General features: G+C 67.3%; 18 protein-coding genes. 10 read left to right on the forward strand and 8 right to left on the reverse strand.

The genetic code is table 11. From position 1 onward, the window contains the following. Positions 1–161: 161 nt before the first annotated feature. The gene (locus tag AAFP35_RS25890) at positions 162–1,181 is read right to left on the reverse strand and encodes a hypothetical protein (protein WP_419224562.1); all 1,020 of its coding nucleotides are present in this window, start codon (positions 1,179–1,181) and stop codon (positions 162–164) included. A gap of 198 nt (positions 1,182–1,379) precedes the next feature. Then, the gene (locus AAFP35_RS25895; RefSeq protein ID WP_419224563.1) at positions 1,380–2,666 is read right to left on the reverse strand and encodes an adenylosuccinate synthase; all 1,287 of its coding nucleotides are present in this window, start codon (positions 2,664–2,666) and stop codon (positions 1,380–1,382) included. A gap of 255 nt (positions 2,667–2,921) precedes the next feature. Here AAFP35_RS25895 and AAFP35_RS25900 point away from each other — a divergent pair, with 255 nt between their 5' ends. Both AAFP35_RS25900 and AAFP35_RS25905 read left to right on the forward strand, forming a co-directional pair. Then, on the forward strand, positions 2,922–3,578 hold the full coding sequence (locus AAFP35_RS25900; protein ID WP_419224564.1) for a hypothetical protein: 657 nt from the start codon (positions 2,922–2,924) through the stop codon (positions 3,576–3,578). After that, a complete protein-coding gene (locus AAFP35_RS25905) occupies positions 3,575–4,417 on the forward strand; it encodes a site-2 protease family protein (RefSeq protein WP_419224565.1) in 843 nt (280 codons plus the stop codon). The genes AAFP35_RS25900 and AAFP35_RS25905 overlap by 4 nt, the downstream gene beginning before the upstream one ends. A gap of 12 nt (positions 4,418–4,429) precedes the next feature. Here the strand turns inward: AAFP35_RS25905 and AAFP35_RS25910 are convergent, their stop codons facing one another. The 3 genes from AAFP35_RS25910 to AAFP35_RS25920 form a co-directional block, all read right to left on the reverse strand. Beyond that, positions 4,430–5,344 carry a cation diffusion facilitator family transporter gene (locus AAFP35_RS25910; protein ID WP_419224566.1) on the reverse strand — a complete coding sequence of 305 codons (915 nt, stop codon included), beginning with the start codon at positions 5,342–5,344 and terminating at the stop codon, positions 4,430–4,432. Positions 5,345–5,491: 147 nt separating this feature from the next. Beyond that, positions 5,492–6,595, reverse strand: coding sequence for an FUSC family protein (locus tag AAFP35_RS25915; RefSeq protein WP_419224567.1), 1,104 nt, complete (start codon positions 6,593–6,595; stop codon positions 5,492–5,494). Beyond that, complete coding sequence (locus AAFP35_RS25920; RefSeq protein ID WP_419224568.1) at positions 6,592–7,029, reverse strand: DUF3151 domain-containing protein; 438 nt, start codon at positions 7,027–7,029, stop codon at positions 6,592–6,594. Before AAFP35_RS25920 ends, AAFP35_RS25915 begins: the two co-directional genes overlap by 4 nt. A 215-nt stretch (positions 7,030–7,244) precedes the next feature. Here AAFP35_RS25920 and AAFP35_RS25925 point away from each other — a divergent pair, with 215 nt between their 5' ends. Then, complete coding sequence (locus AAFP35_RS25925) at positions 7,245–9,278, forward strand: hypothetical protein (RefSeq protein ID WP_419224569.1); 2,034 nt, start codon at positions 7,245–7,247, stop codon at positions 9,276–9,278. Beyond that, complete coding sequence (locus tag AAFP35_RS25930) at positions 9,275–9,547, forward strand: hypothetical protein (protein WP_419224570.1); 273 nt, start codon at positions 9,275–9,277, stop codon at positions 9,545–9,547. Before AAFP35_RS25925 ends, AAFP35_RS25930 begins: the two co-directional genes overlap by 4 nt. Positions 9,548–9,641: 94 nt before the next feature. Here the strand turns inward: AAFP35_RS25930 and fbaA are convergent, their stop codons facing one another. Both fbaA and AAFP35_RS25940 read right to left on the reverse strand, forming a co-directional pair. Next, entirely contained in the window at positions 9,642–10,676 is a 1,035-nt protein-coding gene (gene fbaA / locus AAFP35_RS25935) for a class II fructose-bisphosphate aldolase (RefSeq protein WP_419224571.1), read from the reverse strand. Positions 10,677–10,867: 191 nt separating this feature from the next. Beyond that, a complete protein-coding gene (locus tag AAFP35_RS25940) occupies positions 10,868–11,296 on the reverse strand; it encodes a nitroreductase family deazaflavin-dependent oxidoreductase (protein WP_419224572.1) in 429 nt (142 codons plus the stop codon). Between the two features lie 201 nt (positions 11,297–11,497). On the opposite strand from AAFP35_RS25940, the gene AAFP35_RS25945 reads away from it, so the two are divergent. Next, complete coding sequence (locus tag AAFP35_RS25945; protein ID WP_419224573.1) at positions 11,498–12,244, forward strand: DedA family protein; 747 nt, start codon at positions 11,498–11,500, stop codon at positions 12,242–12,244. Between the two features lie 211 nt (positions 12,245–12,455). Here the strand turns inward: AAFP35_RS25945 and AAFP35_RS25950 are convergent, their stop codons facing one another. Then, the gene (locus AAFP35_RS25950; RefSeq protein ID WP_419224574.1) at positions 12,456–13,682 is read right to left on the reverse strand and encodes an FAD-dependent monooxygenase; all 1,227 of its coding nucleotides are present in this window, start codon (positions 13,680–13,682) and stop codon (positions 12,456–12,458) included. A gap of 84 nt (positions 13,683–13,766) precedes the next feature. On the opposite strand from AAFP35_RS25950, the gene AAFP35_RS25955 reads away from it, so the two are divergent. The 5 genes from AAFP35_RS25955 (at position 13,767) to AAFP35_RS25975 (ending at position 18,785) form a co-directional block, all read left to right on the forward strand. After that, positions 13,767–14,600, forward strand: coding sequence for an IclR family transcriptional regulator (locus tag AAFP35_RS25955; protein ID WP_419224575.1), 834 nt, complete (start codon positions 13,767–13,769; stop codon positions 14,598–14,600). A 193-nt stretch (positions 14,601–14,793) separates the two neighbouring features. Beyond that, on the forward strand, positions 14,794–15,900 hold the full coding sequence (locus AAFP35_RS25960; RefSeq protein ID WP_419224576.1) for a cupin domain-containing protein: 1,107 nt from the start codon (positions 14,794–14,796) through the stop codon (positions 15,898–15,900). A gap of 180 nt (positions 15,901–16,080) precedes the next feature. Further along, positions 16,081–16,899, forward strand: coding sequence for a fumarylacetoacetate hydrolase family protein (locus AAFP35_RS25965; protein ID WP_419224577.1), 819 nt, complete (start codon positions 16,081–16,083; stop codon positions 16,897–16,899). A 16-nt stretch (positions 16,900–16,915) separates the two neighbouring features. After that, positions 16,916–17,656, forward strand: a complete 741-nt coding sequence (locus tag AAFP35_RS25970; RefSeq protein ID WP_419224578.1) for a maleylpyruvate isomerase family mycothiol-dependent enzyme — start codon at positions 16,916–16,918, stop codon at positions 17,654–17,656. 136 nt (positions 17,657–17,792) lie between these two features. Further along, positions 17,793–18,785 (forward strand): MOSC domain-containing protein, encoded by a 993-nt coding sequence (locus AAFP35_RS25975; RefSeq protein ID WP_419224579.1) that lies wholly within the window; start codon positions 17,793–17,795, stop codon positions 18,783–18,785. The last annotated feature ends 67 nt before the right edge of the window (positions 18,786–18,852 follow it).

Genomic DNA, 18,852 nt, shown 5'->3' on the forward strand with positions numbered 1-18,852 from the left:
ACGTCTACTCCATCCCCACGCCCACCGCCACGAGGTGTCTCACCACCATCCTGGCAACCGACGAGCAACACACAGCTTTGCCTGGAACCTCCGCGCCCTCGCGCCAGGTGCAGCGGGCCGTCGCCTCGCGACAGGGCGCAACGAAGCGGCGACGAGGGCGGTCAGGCGGCGAGGAGACGGAGACGGACCAACCAGTCGCGAATCATCCCGACCAGCCGCCCGTGCTCCAGGTCGTCCCAGGTCCACCGGATCACCATGATCCCCAGCCGACGCAGAGCATCCTCACGCTCCTCCTCCCGCTGCAGTGCATCGAGCGGTGTCTCGCCCGGCCGAAGGTTCTTGCGGTACTTGGCCTTTCCGTCGAACTCGCCGACCAGCAGACCCGACCGGTCGAAATCGGTACGCGCCACGAAATCGCCTGCACCGTCGAAGAATTCGTGCTGTAAACGCGGAACCGGGAATCCTGCCTCGATCATCTGTGCGCGACTCCATGACTCACCGGGATTCTCCGCGAGGCCGTCGGCATGATGAAGCGCGCGACGTGCGACCCCGACGCCTTTTCGCCTGCCGCGCAGCATCTCGCCCATCGCTTCGCGGTCGGCGCCGAGCCGGAGCGCCGAGTCGAAGACGGTGAGGGCACCGGCGAAACCCATCGTGGTGCTGCATGCGACGTCGACAGCGGTCCGCGCCAACGACGTCATTCGAATGCCGTCGGTCTCGACGACGTCGTCGGCACCTCCCACGTGTACGTGACGACTCGGGGTCCGGTAGCCGCCCGACTTCTCCCTCGTCGTGAAGTGCACTCGTCGGAAGTTCGGTTTGAGCATCGACAGCCCGTGCACGGCCGCCGCCGACTGATGACTCAGCACGGTCCGCGACATGGCTGCCCGAACGCCGGCCCCCACCTCCACGGCCGCGTCACTGTCGACCACCACCTGCTCCGACCGAACCGGCGACACAACCGAACGCACCCGGTCCACCTGCTCCATCTGCACGGATGCGATGGCGCGGAGGCGGTGCACCTCCTCGGGTGTCCGCCGGGACGACGCCACGTATACACCACGGATCACGCGGGTCAGATCGCCTCGGCGACAGGCACGGACGAGGTCGGTGTCGGTGAGACCGACTGTGAGGGCAGCGGAACGGTGGATCAGTCCGTGTCGATCCGTCGGGAACTCCATGGTGGTTAGACGCACCGCGCCCGCGATCGGTGCCACCGGAACGCAAACGCGGACCGTCCGAGCAAATCTGAGTGGAGCTTCACACAGATTTGCCCGGAAGGTCCGCGTGATCGCAGATGGTCAGGCGAGAGCCGCGACAGCAGACGCACCGCGCCTACCGACCAGACGAGACAAGACCAAGCCAGAGCCCAGCCCCGACTACACGATCTCGCGCCGGACGATCGTCTGATCGCGACCGGGGCCCACACCGATACACGAGATATGCGCTCCCGCAAGCTCTTCGAGCCGAAGGATGTAGTCCTGCGCGTTCTTCGGCAGGTCCTCGAACCGCTTGCAGTTCGAGATGTCCTCCCACCAGCCGGGCATCTCTTCGTAGATCGGCTTCGCGTGGTGGAAACCGGTCTGGGTCATCGGCATCTCGTCGACACGTTCGCCGTCGACCTCGTAGGCCACACAGATCGGCACACGGTCCAGGCTCGACAGCACGTCCAGCTTGGTGAGGAAGTAGTCGGTGATGCCGTTGACACGGGTGGCGTAGCGGGCGACGACCGCGTCGAACCATCCGCACCGACGGGCACGACCGGTGGTCACGCCGACCTCGCCGCCGGTCTTGGCCAGGTAGGCACCCCACTCGTCGAAGAGTTCGGTGGGGAACGGACCGGACCCGACACGGGTCGTGTAGGCCTTGAGGATGCCCAGGACGGTGGTGATCTTGTTGGGGCCGATACCTGCACCGACGGCCGCACCACCGGCGGTCGGATTCGACGACGTGACGTACGGGTAGGTGCCGTGGTCGACGTCGAGCAGGGTGCCCTGCGAGCCTTCGAGCAACACCGTCTCACCGGCTTCGAGTGCCTGATTGAGCAGCAGCCGGGTGTCGGCGATGCGATGTTTGAAGCCCTCGGCCTGACCGAGCACCTCGTCGACGACCTGCGCCGGATCGAGCGCGCGGCGGTTGTAGATCTTGACGAGGATCTGGTTCTTCAGTTCGAGCGCGGCCTCGACCTTCTGCGTCAGGATCTTCTCGTCGAGCACGTCGGCGGCGCGCACACCCACGCGGGCGATCTTGTCCTGATAGCAGGGGCCGATGCCTCGACCGGTGGTGCCGATCTTCTTGTTGCCGAGGAAGCGTTCGGTGACCTTGTCGATGGCCACGTGATACGGCATCAGCAGGTGTGCGTCCGCCGAGATCAGGAGACCGCTGGTGTCGACGTCGCGGTCCTCGAGACCGCCCAACTCGTCGAGCAACACGCCCGGGTCGACGACGACGCCGTTGCCGATCACGTTCTTGACGCCGGGGGTCAGGATGCCCGACGGGATGAGGTGCAGGGCGAAGGTCTCCCCGTTGGGCAGGACCACGGTGTGGCCGGCATTGTTGCCACCCTGGTAGCGGACAACCCACTGCAACTTCCCTCCGAGGAGGTCGGTCGCCTTGCCTTTGCCCTCGTCACCCCACTGGGCGCCGATCAGCACGATCGCGGCCATTGTCGGTTACTCCTTTGAGTTGGCACGCTGAACAACAGACCAACCCTACTTGGTCAGTCGGCCCGGAGTCGTCCCACTACCCGCTCCCGCGTGCGGTCCTCGCTTTCGGCCTCGGTTGGCCACGCCCACCGCGAGCGAGGTCCCCACTCCCGCCCCGCGGCCGTCGAGCGCGCAACACGACAGCCGGAGCCGACCATCGGCGCGCGACCACCAGCCGACCGCCCCGACGATCCGCCGCTGGATACTCTGGCTGACGTGTCGTTCGCACTGCTCTCCCAGTCCACACCATCCGACGACAAGCAGGCTGTCCGCTCAGCCGTCGCGAGCGCGCTGACCGATCCCGATGTCACCCGCCTCGTCGTCGAGCCGAGGGTGGCCGAGCGGGTCGCGCCCACCCTCGCCGACGAGACGGACCTCTTTCTCGCGCAGGTGGTGGCCGCGATGATGGCCGTCGAACGTCTGGATGTGGAGATCGCCCTGGTGTCCGCGGAGGCGACCACCGCGACCCGACGATACGGTCTGCCCCATGGTCCGGCCGCCCGTGACCTCGCCGAACACGGGACCGCCCACGCCGTTCCACTGATCCGCGACGACGCGGCGACCGTGGTGGTCGGCCGCGCCCGGCACCTGGGTGCCGACGGCGCGAAACTGCACGGCGAGACCTACGTCGACAACGACCGGCTGTTCACCGGTGAGGTGCGCAGCGTCATCATCGAGCCGACCGTCGACGGTCCCGGCGTGCGGGCGCAGGTCGAACGGCTCCTGCTGCCGGGCCGCTGGTATCGGGGACGCGCCGCCCAGACCGGCGGGACCAACATCGTCGTCGAACGTGAGGGCGTGGTGAATCCGCGGGTCGTCAAACGATCCACCTACTACCGGCATCACGTCGATCTGAAGCTGGTGCGTCCGTGAGCGCGTCGACGACACGTCCCGGCGCACGCGAGATCCTGCGCGCCGTACGCCCCGGACCGCTGTTCGTAGGTCTCGTCGTGGTCGCTGTGGTCGGCGGCTGGATCGTCGCGGGCTCCGCGCCCGGCCGCAACCTCGAATCCGTCGGCGGCACCCTTCTGCTGGTGTTGGCCGGCTGGGTCATCTCACTGTGTCTGCACGAGTTCGCGCACGCCGTCACGGCATTCCGCTTCGGCGACCGCAACACAGAACTGCGCGGCTATCTGACCCTGAACCCGTTGCGCTACACCCATCCCGGGCTGTCCATCGGATTGCCTCTGCTGATCATCCTGTTGGGCGGCATCGGTTTTCCCGGCGGGGCGGTGTACGTCAACCAGTACGGCTTCACTCGCGCACAGCGGACCATGGTGTCCCTGGCCGGCCCGCTGACCAACGCGATCCTCGGCGCGGTGCTGCTGGCGATCGTGCGGTTCGCCGCACAGGAGCCTTATGGCACAACGGGATTCGACTCGTCGTCGAACGTCCTCTACCTCTCCGACGGGCTGAACCTCTGGGCCGCGTTGTCGATGCTGGCGTTCCTGCAGATCACCGCCGCCGTGCTGAACATCATCCCGGTCCCGGGTTTCGACGGTTACGGCGCAATCGAGCCGTACCTGTCGGACCAGACCCGCGCGTCGATGAACAAGATCGCCCCGTACGGATTCCTCATCGTCTTCGCGCTGCTGTTCATCCCGGCGCTCAACCGGGCGTTCTTCGATCTGATCTATTGGCTGTTCGGTCTGTCCGGCCTACCGAGCGCGCTGGCGTCCTACGGCTGGAACCTCTTCGTGTTCTGGCGCTAGACGAGAGCCGTCTCACCACCGCAGTTCGTCGCGACAGCGGTCCTTGGCGTCGTCGGGATCGAGTTGGATGGTCGCGTGTTCGAGCCCGTGCCGGGCCAGCACCTGCTGCGCGGCGGGCAGGATGTCACGACTGGCGCATCTGCACCCGAGATGCACGGTGGCCACGTCCATTCCCGTGGTCAGCGACCAGACGTGCAGATCGTGGACGTCATCCACATCGGGGATCGCGGAGAGTTCGGCGCGCAACGACTCCACGTCCACGTGTGCGGGGGCCTGCTGGTTGAGGATGCGCAACGCATCCATCGCCAGCCGGATGGCCCGGGGCACCACCCAGAGCGCGATGAGCACGGCGACGACGATGTCGGCATAGCCCCAGCCGGTGGTCAGCGCGACGACCCCGGCGACGAGGACGCCTACGCTGCCCAGCGCATCCGCGAGCACCTCCATGTAGGCCCCGCGCACCGCGATCGATGCCCGCGAGTCGCTGCGCAACAGCATCATCACCGCGATGTTGACCAGCAATCCGATCAGCGCGATGACGATGAGGGTGAGCCCGGGCACCTGCGGATCGGTCCCGATCCGACGAATCGCCTCGTAGAGCACGAACACCGCGACGCCGATCAACAGGACGGCATTGGCGACGGCGGTGAAGACCTCCGCGCGGTGCCAGCCGAAGCTTCGATCGTCGGTGGCGGAGCCGTGCTTGGCCAGCAGCAGTGCGACCAAGCCCATCGCGAGGGCGACCACATCGGTGAGCATGTGCCCGGCGTCGGCGATGAGCGCCAACGAATCGACGATGAGACCGGCGGTGAGCTCGATGACGAAATATCCACCGATGATGACCACGGCGAGACCCATCGGCCAGATCCGCCGATTGCCGGCGGATTCGGTCGATGCATCGTGCGCGTGTCCGTGTGAGTGGCCCATTTGACGCCAATATATGCGTGTTTTCGCATATATGACAAGAGTCGGGTGGCACGACGCGCGGTGGAGGTGGGATCCGCGGGGCGGACCGGGTGGCGGTCCGCGCTCTGACCTGCAGATCCGAGTCGACGAACGGTCGCCGGGCGGAGGTCAGCGCAGGGTGGCCACGGCCGACGACCTGCTCAGCCCGGTGATCATCAGCATGTCGATGACCAGCGAGCGCAGTTCGGCCATCACCGCCGTCTCCGAGAGGCTGCTGTCGGCGACGAGTTCGGCCTTCGCCTTGCGCGCGATGGTGCGCAACACCCGGGCCGCGTCGGCCTGATCGGGCTCCTCGCCCGGATTGGCGATCATCATGGCGCGCAAGACCTCGAAGGCCTCCCCCAACTCCGCCATGATCTCGATCATCTCGGGGCGCAGATGTTCGCCGCGATGCGTCATCCCGCGGACCCGCCGGGCGATGACGCGGAAGTTGCGGACTGCGTTGTCGATCGGGTCGGCGGTGGCCGCGATGCGCTGCAACCGTTCCCGTGTGTTCCAGTACAGCGGCGAGATGGTGCTCACCTCCTGCCCGCCACGCATGTCGGCTCGCATCGTGTTGATGGCCTCCTGTGTGCCACGGGCAGACTCTAGAGCGGCGTCGACCGTCTCGTAGTCCATCTCTCGGGCACCGGTGACCAGCGTTCGCGCCGCGTCACGCAAGGTGGCGAGCACACCCGCGGCGTCTCGTCGCGCGCGATGCGCGGGGTTGACCGGGAACAGGGCACCCACCGCGAGCCCCACCACACCACCGATGAGCGCATCGATGGCCCGATGGAATCCGCCGATCCCGCCCGGCGGCAGGAGCGTGGCCACCAGCACCGCCGACGACGCAGCCTGCATCGGGATGAGTGGACCGTTGTCGAGGAAGACGGCGACGGCCATGGCCAGCGCCACCACCACGATGATCTGCCAGGTTCCCGATCCGATCCAGGAGATGATCAGGTCCCCGATGAGGATCCCGATGGTCACCCCGGCGACCAACTCCACCGAGCGTCGCCACCGTTTCGTCAGCGACAGACCGAGCGAGATCGCCGCCGCGATGGGCGCGAAGAACGGTTGGGGGTGGCCGAACACGTGCACCGCTATCCACCAGGCGAGGCCGGCGGCCAGAGCGCACTGGGTGATCGGGACCAGCGACAGCCAGAGTCGCCGAACACGTCGCCGCACCGGCGGCGGCAACGAGTTCAGCCGTCGGCGCAGCCAGTCGGTCAAGCCAGTCCGAGGTGCTGGATCGCCGTGGGGTCGCTGTCGTTGAGCAGGTCGAGGCAGCGCAGGTGCTCGTCTTCTTCACCGATGATGTCGGCGGCACGCGCGAGTGCACCCACGCACCGCAGGAAGCCCTGGTTCGGCTCATGATTCCACGGCACCGGCCCGAACCCCTTCCACCCGTGCCGGCGCAGCTGATCGAGGCCACGGTGGTAGCCGGTGCGGGCGTAGGCGTATGCCTCGATCACCTTCCCCGTGTCCGCAGGCTCTCCGGCAGCGGTGAGCGCGGTCTCGGCCAACTGTGCCCACGCGACCGACGCAGTGGGATGTGCGGCCGCGATCGCGGCGGCGTCGGCACCGTTGAGCAGCTCTGATTCGGCCTCGTCGTCACCGGTGAGCAGTACCGGCTGCGGCCCCAGCAAGTCTCCGAAAGAAGTCACCGTTCCATTCAAGCATCACCGCGGCGCACACAGCCGATTGTCGGCGACGCGTTCCCCCGAACCGGGTCCAGATCACGAATGGCCCGCGGAGTGCTGTATCCGCGCGGGGATTCGCTAGGGTGAATGGCGCGATCGGCCACGAAACGCACCGGACTCGGCATCTACGCCTCCGGTAGGCAGCCACACTACTTCGAGAAGGCGGGGTGTAGACCACGATGCCTCCATCATCCGGCGACAGGGAATCGCTGGTCGGACGCGCAATTTCGGCGTGGCGCGGGCGTGGCGAGCAACGCACGGCACAGTCCGGCCGACGGGGTCCCGACGACTCCTGGGTCGACAACACGAAGGGCGACAAGGCAGCGGTGACCGACGCGACGAACAAAGATGGTGTGGCGAACTCGCCATCGGACGACCACGACGTCGCGGCCGACGCCACGACGCCCGACGCTTCGACCGGTGATGCCACCGACGACGCGACCGAGAAGTTCGAGCGCCTCGACTCCACCTCGTCGACCCCCGACGCCGACACCGCTGACGACACCCTCAGCGACGACGACACCCAGAGCGACGACCCGGTGAGCGACGACCCGGTGGGCGACGACCCCGAGTCGTCCGACACCACGAGCGGCACAGGCGAATCCGACAACACGGACACCTCCGCGGAATCGGACAGCTCCGACCACGCCGACGCCGACGACACGGCCGATGCCGACGACGCCGACGGTGACGACTCCCCCGAGGCCGAATCCGACGACACCCAGTCCGTCGACGCCGCGGCCGCGAACGTCGGGACCGACGCTGACAGCGAGACCCGGGACGCGGGCACCGACGATGAGTCCGAGGAGACCGTCGCCGACGATCACGCGACGGTGGACACAGACGAGACGGACACCGAGGAGACAGACACCGAGACGACGAGCTCCGAGGAAACGGACACCGAATCCGGTGACACCGCTGCCGGAAACGCAGAAGCCGAGACCGAGGCCGCCGCTGCGGTCACCGAGACGCCTCGTCCGCGTCCCCGTGGTGGACGAGGAATCGACTCGGCCACCAAGGTGATCCGCCGCGAAGACCTCCCCGACCCCAGCCAGTTCGAGTCGCTCGAAGACCTCGACGCCCTCGGCGACGATGACTCGACCGGAGATGACTCGACCGACGATGCCACCCCGGCCCCGCCGACGCCGCGCGGCGGGATCGGTCCGAGCGACTCGGCCACCACCACCATCAGCCGCGACGATCTGCCCGACCCCGCCGGACTCGAAGACCTCGACTCCATCAGCGCCGACGACGACGCGACGGACGACTCGGAGACCGGCGCCGACGAGTCCGCAGAGGAGTCGGCCATAGAGGACTCGGCGGCAGGGGTTTCCGACGAGGCCGACGAAACGCCTGACACCGTCGCCGACGACACCGTTCCCGACGACGCACCTGCCGACGACTCCGACGCACCCGCCGGCCACGAGCAGGCCGACGACGAGCAGGCAGCCGACGACACGACGACCAAGATGACCGGGGTCGTCGCTGCCGCAGGCGCATCCGCGGCAGCCGGCGCCGCTCTGGCCGGAAAGCGTGACGGCGACGAGAGCGACGACGAGAAGACCGTCGCGTTCGCGGCCGCCGGCCCGCGGACGTCGTCGCCGACCGACACCGACGACGGTGACGCCACCACCACCCAGGTCGCGGCAGCTCCCGGACCCGCCGGCGCAGCTGCGGCGGGTGGTGCCACCACCACCGCGGCACAGGGCTGGTCGACCACCCATCACACTCCCGAGGTCATCCCCGGCAAGGACAAGAAGTCCAAGACGCCGGGCACCGAGCGGCGGCGCATGCCCTGGTTACTCGGGGCTGCGGCGGTGGTCCTGGTGGTCGTCGTGATCGGCGGCGTGTTCGCATTCCTCAACATGCGACCCGCGGCTCCGGCCGATGAGGCCGCCGACGCGGCGAAGGAATTCTCGTCGGCGCTGTACACCGGCGATCTGGAGACTCTCCGGTCGGTCACCTGCGGCGAGCGTCACGAGTTCTACTCGACGATCAGCGACGCCGATTTCGCCAAGATCTACGCGGGCCAGAAGAGCCGCAACGAACTCGTGCAGATCAGCAACGTCAAGGCGGTCAAGGTCACCGACGGCGGCGATCAGGCCGTCGTCGAGGTGTCGGCGATCCACAGCGGGAATCCGGATGCACCGCAGACGGTGACCATCAACGTGCAGAAGGACGGCGACGAATGGAAGGTGTGCACTCCGCAGTGACCGCTGGCCCCCGTCCGCATCCGCACTCCCCGCCCCCGCAAACACAACCGACCGACCAGCTGCACCGGCCCGAGCCCGACGCACCCGTCTACTTCGAGCCGGCCACCCGTCCGCTGCGCGTGCAGCGGGGCAATCGCGGACAGTGGCAGACACAGACCGTGCGACGGCCGCGGCCGAAACGTCGTCGCGTGGACCCCGCCGTGGTGATCGCAGCGGTGATCATGTGTGCACTCGCCATCGGCGTCATCGTCGGTCTCGCCACGCTCTGACCCGCGACAGCAACCGGAATCCCGCCGACAGCAACCACGAAAACGCCGACGGCACCCGATCAGTGATCGGGTGCCGTCGGCGTCGAGTTCGAGATCAGGCAGTGATGGACTTGCCCACCGACTTCAGGTCGGTGCACGCCTCGACGACGCGCTCCGACATCGAGGTCTCGGCCTTCTTCGACCACACGCGCGGATCGTAGGTCTTCTTGTTGCCCACGTCGCCGTCGATCTTCAGCACACCGTCGTAGTTCGCGAACATGTGCCCGGCAACCGGACGGGTGAACGCGTACTGGGTGTCGGTGTCGACGTTCATCTTCACGACGCCGTAGCTGAGGGCTTCCTCGATCTCGCTCTTCAGCGAGCCGGAACCGCCGTGGAAGACGAAGTCGAACGGCTTGGCACCCTCGGCGAGACCGAGCTTCTTGACGGCGACCTCCTGACCGGTCTTCAGCACGTCGGGACGCAGCTTCACGTTGCCGGGCTTGTACACGCCGTGGACGTTGCCGAAGGTCGCGGCGAGCAGGTACTTGCCCTTCTCACCGGCGCCGAGCGCGTCGACGGTCTTCTCGAAGTCCTCGGGGGTGGTGAACAACTTGTCGTTGATCTCCGCCTCGACGCCGTCCTCTTCACCACCGACGACACCGATCTCGCACTCCAGGATGATCTTGGCGGCCGCAGCCTTGGCGAGCAGTTCCTGCGCGATGGTCAGGTTCTCGTCGAGCGGGACAGCGCTGCCGTCCCACATGTGCGACTGGAACAGCGGGTTCTTGCCCGCGTCCACACGCTCCTGCGAGATCGCCAGCAGCGGACGGACGTAGGTGTCCAGCTTGTCCTTGGGGCAGTGGTCGGTGTGCAGGGCGATGGTCACGTCGTACTTCGCTGCGACGACGTGTGCGAACTCGGCGAGCGCCACGGCACCGGTCACCATGTCCTTCACACCGAGGCCCGAACCGAACTCCGCACCACCGGTGGAGAACTGGATGATGCCGTCGCTACCGGCGTCCGCGAAGCCCTTGATGGCCGCGTTGATCGTCGACGACGAGGTGCAGTTGATCGCCGGGAACGCATAGCCCCCCGCTTTCGCTTTCTCGTACATTTCCGCGTATTGCTCTGGGGTTGCGATGGGCATCGCCGAGTCCTCCAACCGTTGGGGTATCTCCCGCTCGAGCGGGTTGCCAGGTCGCAGACAGTATGGCAGGTACCGGACCGGAAGGATGTGCCCCGTCACCCCATCGCGCTGGGCGTGACGCCCCGCACCGCCGTGCGATGGCGCAGCACGGACCCGACGTCACGTCGCCGCGGTGTCGCCCCGGAGTATCCTTATGCGCGGTGCAGCGCGAGAACCGGAATCGTTCGGACGCCTGCGGTCTTCTTCTCGTAGTCGGCGAAGCCCGGATAGAGGCGGGCCTGTTCGCCGTAGATGCGATCCCGATCGGCTCCGGTCACCTCGTCGACGGTGACGTCGTAGGTCTCGGTGCCACGTTCGACCGTTGCCCGGGCCGCGGTGGTGAGGTTGAAGTACCACGCAGGGTTCGTCGGGGCGCCGGCCTTGGAGGCGAACACGTAGATCGTGTCGGGGTCCTGCTCGTCGGGCAGGTACATCATCGGTGTCACGCTCTGCTTGCCCGACTTACGGCCCACGTGATGCACGAGCAGCATCGGGGCGCCTTCGAAGTTGCCGCCGACGCGCCCCTCGTTGGCGCGGAACTCGTCGATGATCTGGTTGTTCCAGTCGTTGAATTCGCTCATGCTCAGATTCTCTCGCGTCGGGCGCCGCCGCGCGTGGCACTTCCGATAGTCGGGCGCGAGCATCCGAGCCCCACGCGGCCGGATCGATACGCGGTCGCGCGTTTGCGGCGGTGAGATCGACCCTGCGACGGATATGTCCGATTTCCGCAGGTGCGGCGGCGGTAAGCGTTTCTACAGCTTTGCCGGGTACCCTTGGCTTCCGTGATCGAATCCGCCCTCGCCCAGACCACGACGACCGCGGTTGCATTGCCCGGCATCCTCGACCCCATCAACGTCCTCTCCTGGTTCGGAGCCTGGGCATTCTGGGGCCTGCTGTTGGTGATCCTCATCGAGTCCGGAGTCCTCTTCCCGGTGCTGCCCGGTGACTCACTACTCTTCGTCGCCGGCATGGTCGTGGCGGCAGGTGGCAAGGAGGGCATCGACAAGTTCGCCTCCCTGTGGCAGCTGCTCATCTTCATCCCGATCGCCGCCATCATCGGCGGGCAGATCGGCTATTGGATCGGCCGCTACCTCGGCACGAGCATGTTCAAACCCGACGCCCGCTTCCTCAAGGAGCGCTACCTCACCGAGGCGCACGACTTCTTCGAGAAGCACGGGCCGATCACCATCTTCATGGCCCGCTTCGTGCCGATCGTCCGCACCATTGCGCCCATCGTCGCGGGCGCCGCCCGGATGAAGTTCGGCGTGTTCCTGGTCTACAACGTGGTCGGCGCCATCGTCTGGGGCGCGGGCATCACGCTGCTGGGCTACTGGCTCGGCGGTTTCGAGATCGTGCAGAAGCTGATCGAGCCGATCTTCATCCTGATCGTGCTGCTGTCGGTGGCACCGATGTTCATCGAGTGGTATCGACGTCGTCGGGCTGCCAAGAAGGCCGTCGACACCACCACCACCACCACCACCACCACCGCCGCCTCCACGACCGAGGACCACAGCACCGACACCGTCTGAGTCCAGCTCAGCCATCCACGCATCGCTGCCCGCGCCGGTTCTCCGGCGCGGGCAGCATTGTTCGTCGGCCCCGTGATGGTTCGTCGGCCCCGTGATGGTTCGTCGGCCCCGTGATGGTTCGTCGGCCCCGTGATGGTTCGTCGGCCCCGTGATGGTTCGTCGGCCCCGTGATGGTTCGTCGGCCCCGTGATGGTTCGTCGGCCCCGTGCGGTCAGACGGAGGATGCCACCGGCCGGGCTCCACGCGCGCGATCGCTCGAGTACGCCCACAACCAGTCGGTGTACTTGTAGCTCGACGTGTCACGGGTACGGAACAGCTCGTTGCGCGCGATCCGCGCGGTGCCGTCGAGGTGCCACAACTCGCCCCACATCCGGCCCGTGGTGAGGATGCGATTGCAGCGCGGAGCCCGTTCGGCGTTGACCGCGGCCAGCGTGCGATCCCAGGCGTCGACACCGCCGAGCTCGAGGTGTTCCTCCGCGTAGTCGGCGATGCACTTCGCATCCTCGATCGCCATCACCGCACCCGACGCCAGATACTGCAGCGGCGGGTGGGCGGCGTCGCCGAGCAGGATCATCCGGCCGTCGACCCAGTTCTCGATCGGCTCACGGTCGTACATCGGCCACCAGCGGTCCTTCCACAGGTGATCGGTCGCCGACTGCACCGTCGGATGGCAGTGGTCGTAGGCGTGCGCCAATTCGTCTGGCCCGCCCCACTCCTGCAGCCCCTGCCGGTAGCCGTCCGACTCGAACACGGCGACCTGGTTCAGCATGGCGCCGCCACGCAGCGGGTACTGGATGAAGTGGCAATGCGGCCCGATGTAGCCGACGACGTCGGTGATGCCCTCGCCTTCGGGCACCTCGCTCATCGGAAACGTTCCACGGTAGGCGACGTAGCCGGACGCCACCGGCTCGTCGTCGGAGATCTTGGCGCGCAGCCGCGACTTGAGCCCGTCCATGGCCAGCACCACGTCGGCCTCGTGCGCCACGCCGTCGGCCGTGCTGAGCACGGCACGGCTGTGCTCGGTGACGACGTCGGTGACGGTCTGCCCGGTGAGCAACTCGGCACCGGCCGCGCGGGCCGCCTCGATGAGCAGCGCGTGCAGATCGCTGCGGTGAATGACGAAATACGGTCCGCCGTACCGCGCTCGGAACTCGGCCCCCAGGTTCAACCGTGTGAGTTCGGCACTCGTCACGGCGTCGCGGAACACGAGATTGCCGGGCAGCACACCGCGGGCCAGAGCCGCGTCGAGCAGACCCCATGCCTCGAGCATGCGGGAACCGTGCGGACCGATCTGCAGCCCGGCACCGACCTCACCGAATTCCGCGGACTTCTCGAAGAGCGTGACCGATGCGCCCTTGCGCGCCATCGCGAGGGCCGCCGCCGCACCGCCGATGCCGCCGCCCGCGATCAGGACTCTGGACTGGGAAAGAGACGACATCGCGCGCTCCTGACTGTGGATGAATCGGGGTTGAGAGCGGACCGCGAGCACAGCCGTCGCCGGGCGGTCACGGAGAACACGGTGATGGACACCACAAGACCGAGGCAATACAGTTCTGTTGTGCAGAAACGTGTGATCGAGCGGCCGTCGTACACCATCACCTCGGTCGACAACGCGCTACGACTCCTCGAGATGCTGCGCGACGTCGGGGCGCTGCGGCTGTCCGACGCGGCCACCGAACTCGGCGTCGCCAACTCGACGGCGCACCGACTTCTCGCGATGCTCGTCTACCGCGGATTCGCGGTCCAGGACGAGCACCGCCGCTACCATCCCGGGCCGGCGATGGGCGCAGGTCCGGCGCGGCAGGGTTGGACTCGAGATCTCACCGATCGGGTACGGCCGTACATGGAGGCGCTCACCGCACGCAGTGGTGAGACCACCAATCTGGTCATCCGCGTGGGAACCCAGGCCCGCTTCCTCTACTCGGTGCAGGCGCCGTCGATCCTGCGCGTCGGCGACCGGCAGGGCCAGGTCCTCGATGCACACCGCACCGCGGGCGGTCGAGCGTTGCTCGCCGAACTCGACGAGGGTGTGCTGGCACAGCTCTACCTGCGGCCCGATCGGGAAGACGACCCCGACGACACCGATTCACGACTGTCGCGTGCCGAGTTCGACGAGTTCCGGCGACAGTTAAGCGGCGTTCGCGACAGCAGGCTAGGCATCAACCTCGAGCAGTCCGAGGACGGTGTGGCGGCGTTCGGCATGGCGATCCACAACGGCAAGGGCGACGCGGTCGGCGCGGTGACCGTCGCGGTGCCGGCGAACCGTTACGAGCAGCACATCCGCGGACCTCTGATCGGCCAATTGCGGCGGTGCGTCCGCGAGATCGAGATCGAGATCGCCGACATCGAGCCCTGACAAGGGCGCGAGGCCAATGCCGGACCGCACACGCGGCACCTCCACGCACCCGCGGTTGCCTGCAGTATCCGCGTGCTCACAGCACCGTCGACTTAGATTTCTGCTGTCAAGAAGATTGTCGAGTGCGATCGCTGCCCACCCATACGCTGACCCGCATCCATGAGCTCCGCCACACCGACCTTGGAGATCGATGATGACCAGCACCGTCAGCAACCCGGCCGGACGATCGCCCGACGGCAACGACCCCGAATCCGAGCAGGCAGCCCTCGACTCCCTGTACGCCTCGTTCGAGGCCGCGCATCTGAACCCGCTCTGGACGCAACTCGGCGATCTCATGCCCATGACGCCGTCGCCGGCCGCAGTCCCGTACGTGTGGCGATGGAACGCGCTGCTGCCGCTCGCGGAACAGGCCGGCCGTCTGGTCCCGGTGGGTCGCGGTGGTGAACGCCGGGCGATCGCACTGGCGAATCCGGGCCTCGGCGGCCGCCCGTATGTGAGCCCGACACTGTGGGCCGCGATCCAGTACCTCGGTCCGCGCGAGACGGCACCCGAGCATCGTCACAGCCAGAACGCCTTTCGGTTCGTCGTCGAGGGCGAAGGTGTGTGGACCGTCGTCAACGGCGACCCGGTCGCCATGCGACGCGGCGACTTCCTGCTCACCCCCGGGTGGAACTTCCACGGTCACCACAACGAGACCGACCATCCGATGGTGTGGGTCGACGGCCTCGACATCCCGTTCGTCCACTACAGCGACACCGGCTTCTTCGAGTTCGGTTCCGATGGCGTGACCGACGAGTCGACGCCAAGCATCTCGCGTTCCGAGCGCCTCTGGAGCCACCCCGGGTTGCGCCCGCTGATCGGATTGGACGCCCAGTCCAGTTCCCCGATCGCCGCCTACCGGTGGGAACACACGGATGCCGCTCTGCGCGAACAGCTCTCGCTCGAGGAACAGGGGCACGCCGCCACCGTCGAACCCGGGCACGCAGCGGTGCGCTACACCAATCCGACCACCGGTGGCGACGTCATGCCGACGATCCGGGCCGAGTTCCACCGGCTGCGCGCAGGCTCGCGGACCGCGGTGCGCCGCGACGTCGGATCGTCGGTGTTCCAGGTCTTCGACGGCGACGGCGACATCACCCTCGGCGACGAGACCACCACCCTCGCCAAGGGCGACCTCGTGGTGGTGCCGTCATGGGTGCCGTGGTCGCTGGCCTCCGACTCCGGCATCGACCTGTTCGCCTTCTCCGACGCCCCGATCATGGAGCGCCTGCACTTCGACCGCACCCACATCCACCACTGACCACCCACTCGCCGGCCGGGTAGCGACGAGCGACCCCACCACACCACCCCACCCGCCAGCCGAGCAGCCACGAGCGACCCCACCACACCACCCCACCCGCCGGTCGAGTAGCGACGAGCGAGCCCGCGAGCCCGACGCGTATCGAGACCCCGAAACCACAACAATGCCAAGGAGACCCACATGAAACTCGCCACCCTGCGCATCGACGGCACCACCGCAGCCGTCCGCGTCGACGACACCACCGCCACCGTCATCGACGGCTACACCGACCTCGGAGCGCTCCTCGCGGCCGACGACTGGAAGTCTGTGGCCGCGAACGCCACCGGCCCCACCGTCTCCCTCGACGACGCCGACTACGCGCCGGTGGTCCCGGCGCCCGGCAAGATGTTCTGCGTCGGACTCAACTACGCTTCGCACATCAAGGAGATGGGACGCGACCTGCCCGAGTACCCGACCTTGTTCCTCAAGGTCGCCGACGCGTTGACCGGCCCCTACGACGACGTGGTGGTCCCGGATTACGCTGCCGGACAGCTCGACTGGGAAGCCGAGCTTGCCGTCGTCATCGGCCGCAAGGCCTATCAGGTCGCCGCCGCGGACGCCGACGCCCACATCGCCGGCTACTCGGTGATCAACGACTACACCATGCGCGACTACCAGTACCGCACCCTGCAATGGGATCAGGGCAAGAACTTCGAGAAGTCGAGCGGATTCGGCCCATGGCTCGACACCGACTACGAGCTCGGCAGCCGCATCGAGACCCGCCTCGACGGTGAGGTCATGCAGGCCTCGACCACCGACGACCTGGTCTTCAAGCCCGCCCCACTCGTCGAATACATCTCCCACATCGTCACGCTCAATCCGGGCGATGTGGTGATCACCGGCACCACCGGAGGCGTCGGACACGCCCGTAAGCCTGCCCGCTACATCGGCGACGGTCGGACCGTCGAGGTCACCGTCGACGGTCTCGGAACCGTGCGGAACAAGACCGTTGTCAAGTAGCGGTAACGTGGCGATCATGTCGGACAACACTTCTCACGTCGGATTCGGTGAGCTGCCGCTCGACGAGCGATTGACGATCGCGCGCGAGGGAACGTCCTGGTTCGCCCGGCATCTCGCCGGCATCTCCGACGGCGACCTCGACGAGCCGTCGTCTCTGCCGGGATGGTCGCGCAAACACCTCGTCGCCCATGTCGGCTACAACGCCGCCGCGCTGACGAATCTCGTGACCTGGGCGAGTACCGGGGTCGAGACCCCGATGTATCCGTCGGCGCAACAGCGCAACACCGAGATCGAAGAAGGTGCAACACTTTCGGCAGCCGCGCTGCGGAACCTGTTCGATCACACCGCCGCCCGGCTCGACGAAGGCTGGCGACACCTGGCCGCCGACCGTTGGGATTTCCCGGTCCGCACCATTCAGGGACGCACCGTCGCGGCGTCGGAGACCGCGTGGATGCGCACCCGTGAGGTGTGGATCCACACGGTGGACCTCGGGTCCGGTGCGACCTTCGACGGTTTCGGCGAACCGATCCTCGTCAGCTTGTTCGATGACGTGCTCGGGGCGTGGCGGCGTCAGTCCGCGGGTGGTCGGCTCCGGCTGGTCGTCGACGACGGGGCGCCGACCGATGTCGACCCCGCATTCGATGGTGCGCGTTCGCAGGTCATCGGCACCCTTGCCGCCGTCGTCGGGTGGATGTGCGGGCGCTCGACCGACGGGATCGCCAATCCCGACGACGTCCCGCCACCCCGCTGGCTCTGACCGAAACCTCTTCCCGCACGCTGATCGGGATATCCTCACGGATCAGGGTCGATGGCCCGAGCCGGGATTCGACGTCGGACCGGCGAGATCACGCGTGCCGTGATCTCGCCGCGGCAGCAGCGAAGGGGTGAGGCCGATGCCCACATCGGACAACCGTGGGATCAGGGTGACCGGTCTCTGGCGTCATCCGGTCAAGTCGATGGGCGGAGAGGCTCTCGACACCCTCGCGATCGATCGTCGCGGCGTGCGCGGCGATCGGCTCTGGGCGGTGCACGACGTGGAACGCAACACCACCGCGTCCGCCCGCCGACTACCAGCCCTGTTGCGGTTCCGGGCACGCTACCCGATTGCGCCCGAGCCGAATTCGGGGCCCGGGCAGGTGCCGCCGGTGATCATCACCGACCCGTCCGGCGTCGATCACCACAGCGACGATCCCGACATCCACGACGTGTTGTCGGCGGCGCTGGACCGCGACGTCCGGCTCGTCTCGCTTCCGGATGATCCGCATACCCACCGGTTGCCCTGGCGCGAACGGATCGGCACGCTCACTCCGCGGGCTCTGACCCGTGATCTGGGGATCGCCCCGGACGAACGGCTACCGAAGATCTCCGACATGAATGCCCGGGCGTTGGCCACTCTCACCCGAAACGCCACGCCGCCGGGAAGTTTCGTCGACCTGTGCCCGGTCCACCTGCTCACCGAGTCCAGCGTCGCCACCATCGCCGAGACACTCGGCGACGACCACGTCGACCCACGTCGCTTCCGCCCGAACATCCTGATTGGTGGCGCCGACGACGGATTGCCCGAATCCGCTTGGCCCGCAGCCACCATCGAGTTCGGTACCGTCCGGCTGCACGTCGTGATGCGCACCGTTCGATGTGTCGTACCCAGCCGGGAGCACGTCGATCTACCGCTCGACAAACGACTGACCCGCGCCGTCGCCACCACCGCCGACCGCTATCTCGGCGTGTACGCGGATGTCGTCGTGCCCGGTCAGGTCACACGCGGCGACGTCGTCACGGTGCGACTGCCGGAGCCGCCCGGGCCGCTGCGACGAGTGGCCGCAAATGGTCGCACGGTCGCCTTCGACACCGCCAACCGGTTCGCGGAGCTGTTCCGGCGCGACTAGCGGGGGACGCTCCTATGTTCGGTCAAGCGGGTGGGTGCTCGAGGATTCGGAAGATTTGGCGCGCTGC

It is taken from the genome of Gordonia sp. CPCC 206044 (assembly GCF_048537895.1).
Taxonomy (GTDB): domain Bacteria; phylum Actinomycetota; class Actinomycetes; order Mycobacteriales; family Mycobacteriaceae; genus Gordonia.

Excerpts from the sequence above, each read along its gene's own strand:
- AAFP35_RS25955 (WP_419224575.1), top strand. The coding sequence starts at position 13,767 with ATGGACACCACAAGACCGAGGCAATACAGTTCTGTTGTGCAGAAACGT.
- AAFP35_RS25925 (WP_419224569.1), top strand. The coding sequence starts at position 7,245 with ATGCCTCCATCATCCGGCGACAGGGAATCGCTGGTCGGACGCGCAATT.
- AAFP35_RS25965 (WP_419224577.1), top strand. The coding sequence starts at position 16,081 with ATGAAACTCGCCACCCTGCGCATCGACGGCACCACCGCAGCCGTCCGC.
- AAFP35_RS25890 (WP_419224562.1), bottom strand. The coding sequence starts at position 1,181 with ATGGAGTTCCCGACGGATCGACACGGACTGATCCACCGTTCCGCTGCC.
- AAFP35_RS25910 (WP_419224566.1), bottom strand. The coding sequence starts at position 5,344 with ATGGGCCACTCACACGGACACGCGCACGATGCATCGACCGAATCCGCC.
- fbaA (WP_419224571.1), bottom strand. The coding sequence starts at position 10,676 with ATGCCCATCGCAACCCCAGAGCAATACGCGGAAATGTACGAGAAAGCG.
- AAFP35_RS25940 (WP_419224572.1), bottom strand. The coding sequence starts at position 11,296 with ATGAGCGAATTCAACGACTGGAACAACCAGATCATCGACGAGTTCCGC.
- AAFP35_RS25950 (WP_419224574.1), bottom strand. The coding sequence starts at position 13,682 with ATGTCGTCTCTTTCCCAGTCCAGAGTCCTGATCGCGGGCGGCGGCATC.
- AAFP35_RS25895 (WP_419224563.1), bottom strand. The coding sequence starts at position 2,666 with ATGGCCGCGATCGTGCTGATCGGCGCCCAGTGGGGTGACGAGGGCAAA.
- AAFP35_RS25960 (WP_419224576.1), top strand. The coding sequence starts at position 14,794 with ATGACCAGCACCGTCAGCAACCCGGCCGGACGATCGCCCGACGGCAAC.
- AAFP35_RS25970 (WP_419224578.1), top strand. The coding sequence starts at position 16,916 with ATGTCGGACAACACTTCTCACGTCGGATTCGGTGAGCTGCCGCTCGAC.
- AAFP35_RS25975 (WP_419224579.1), top strand. The coding sequence starts at position 17,793 with ATGCCCACATCGGACAACCGTGGGATCAGGGTGACCGGTCTCTGGCGT.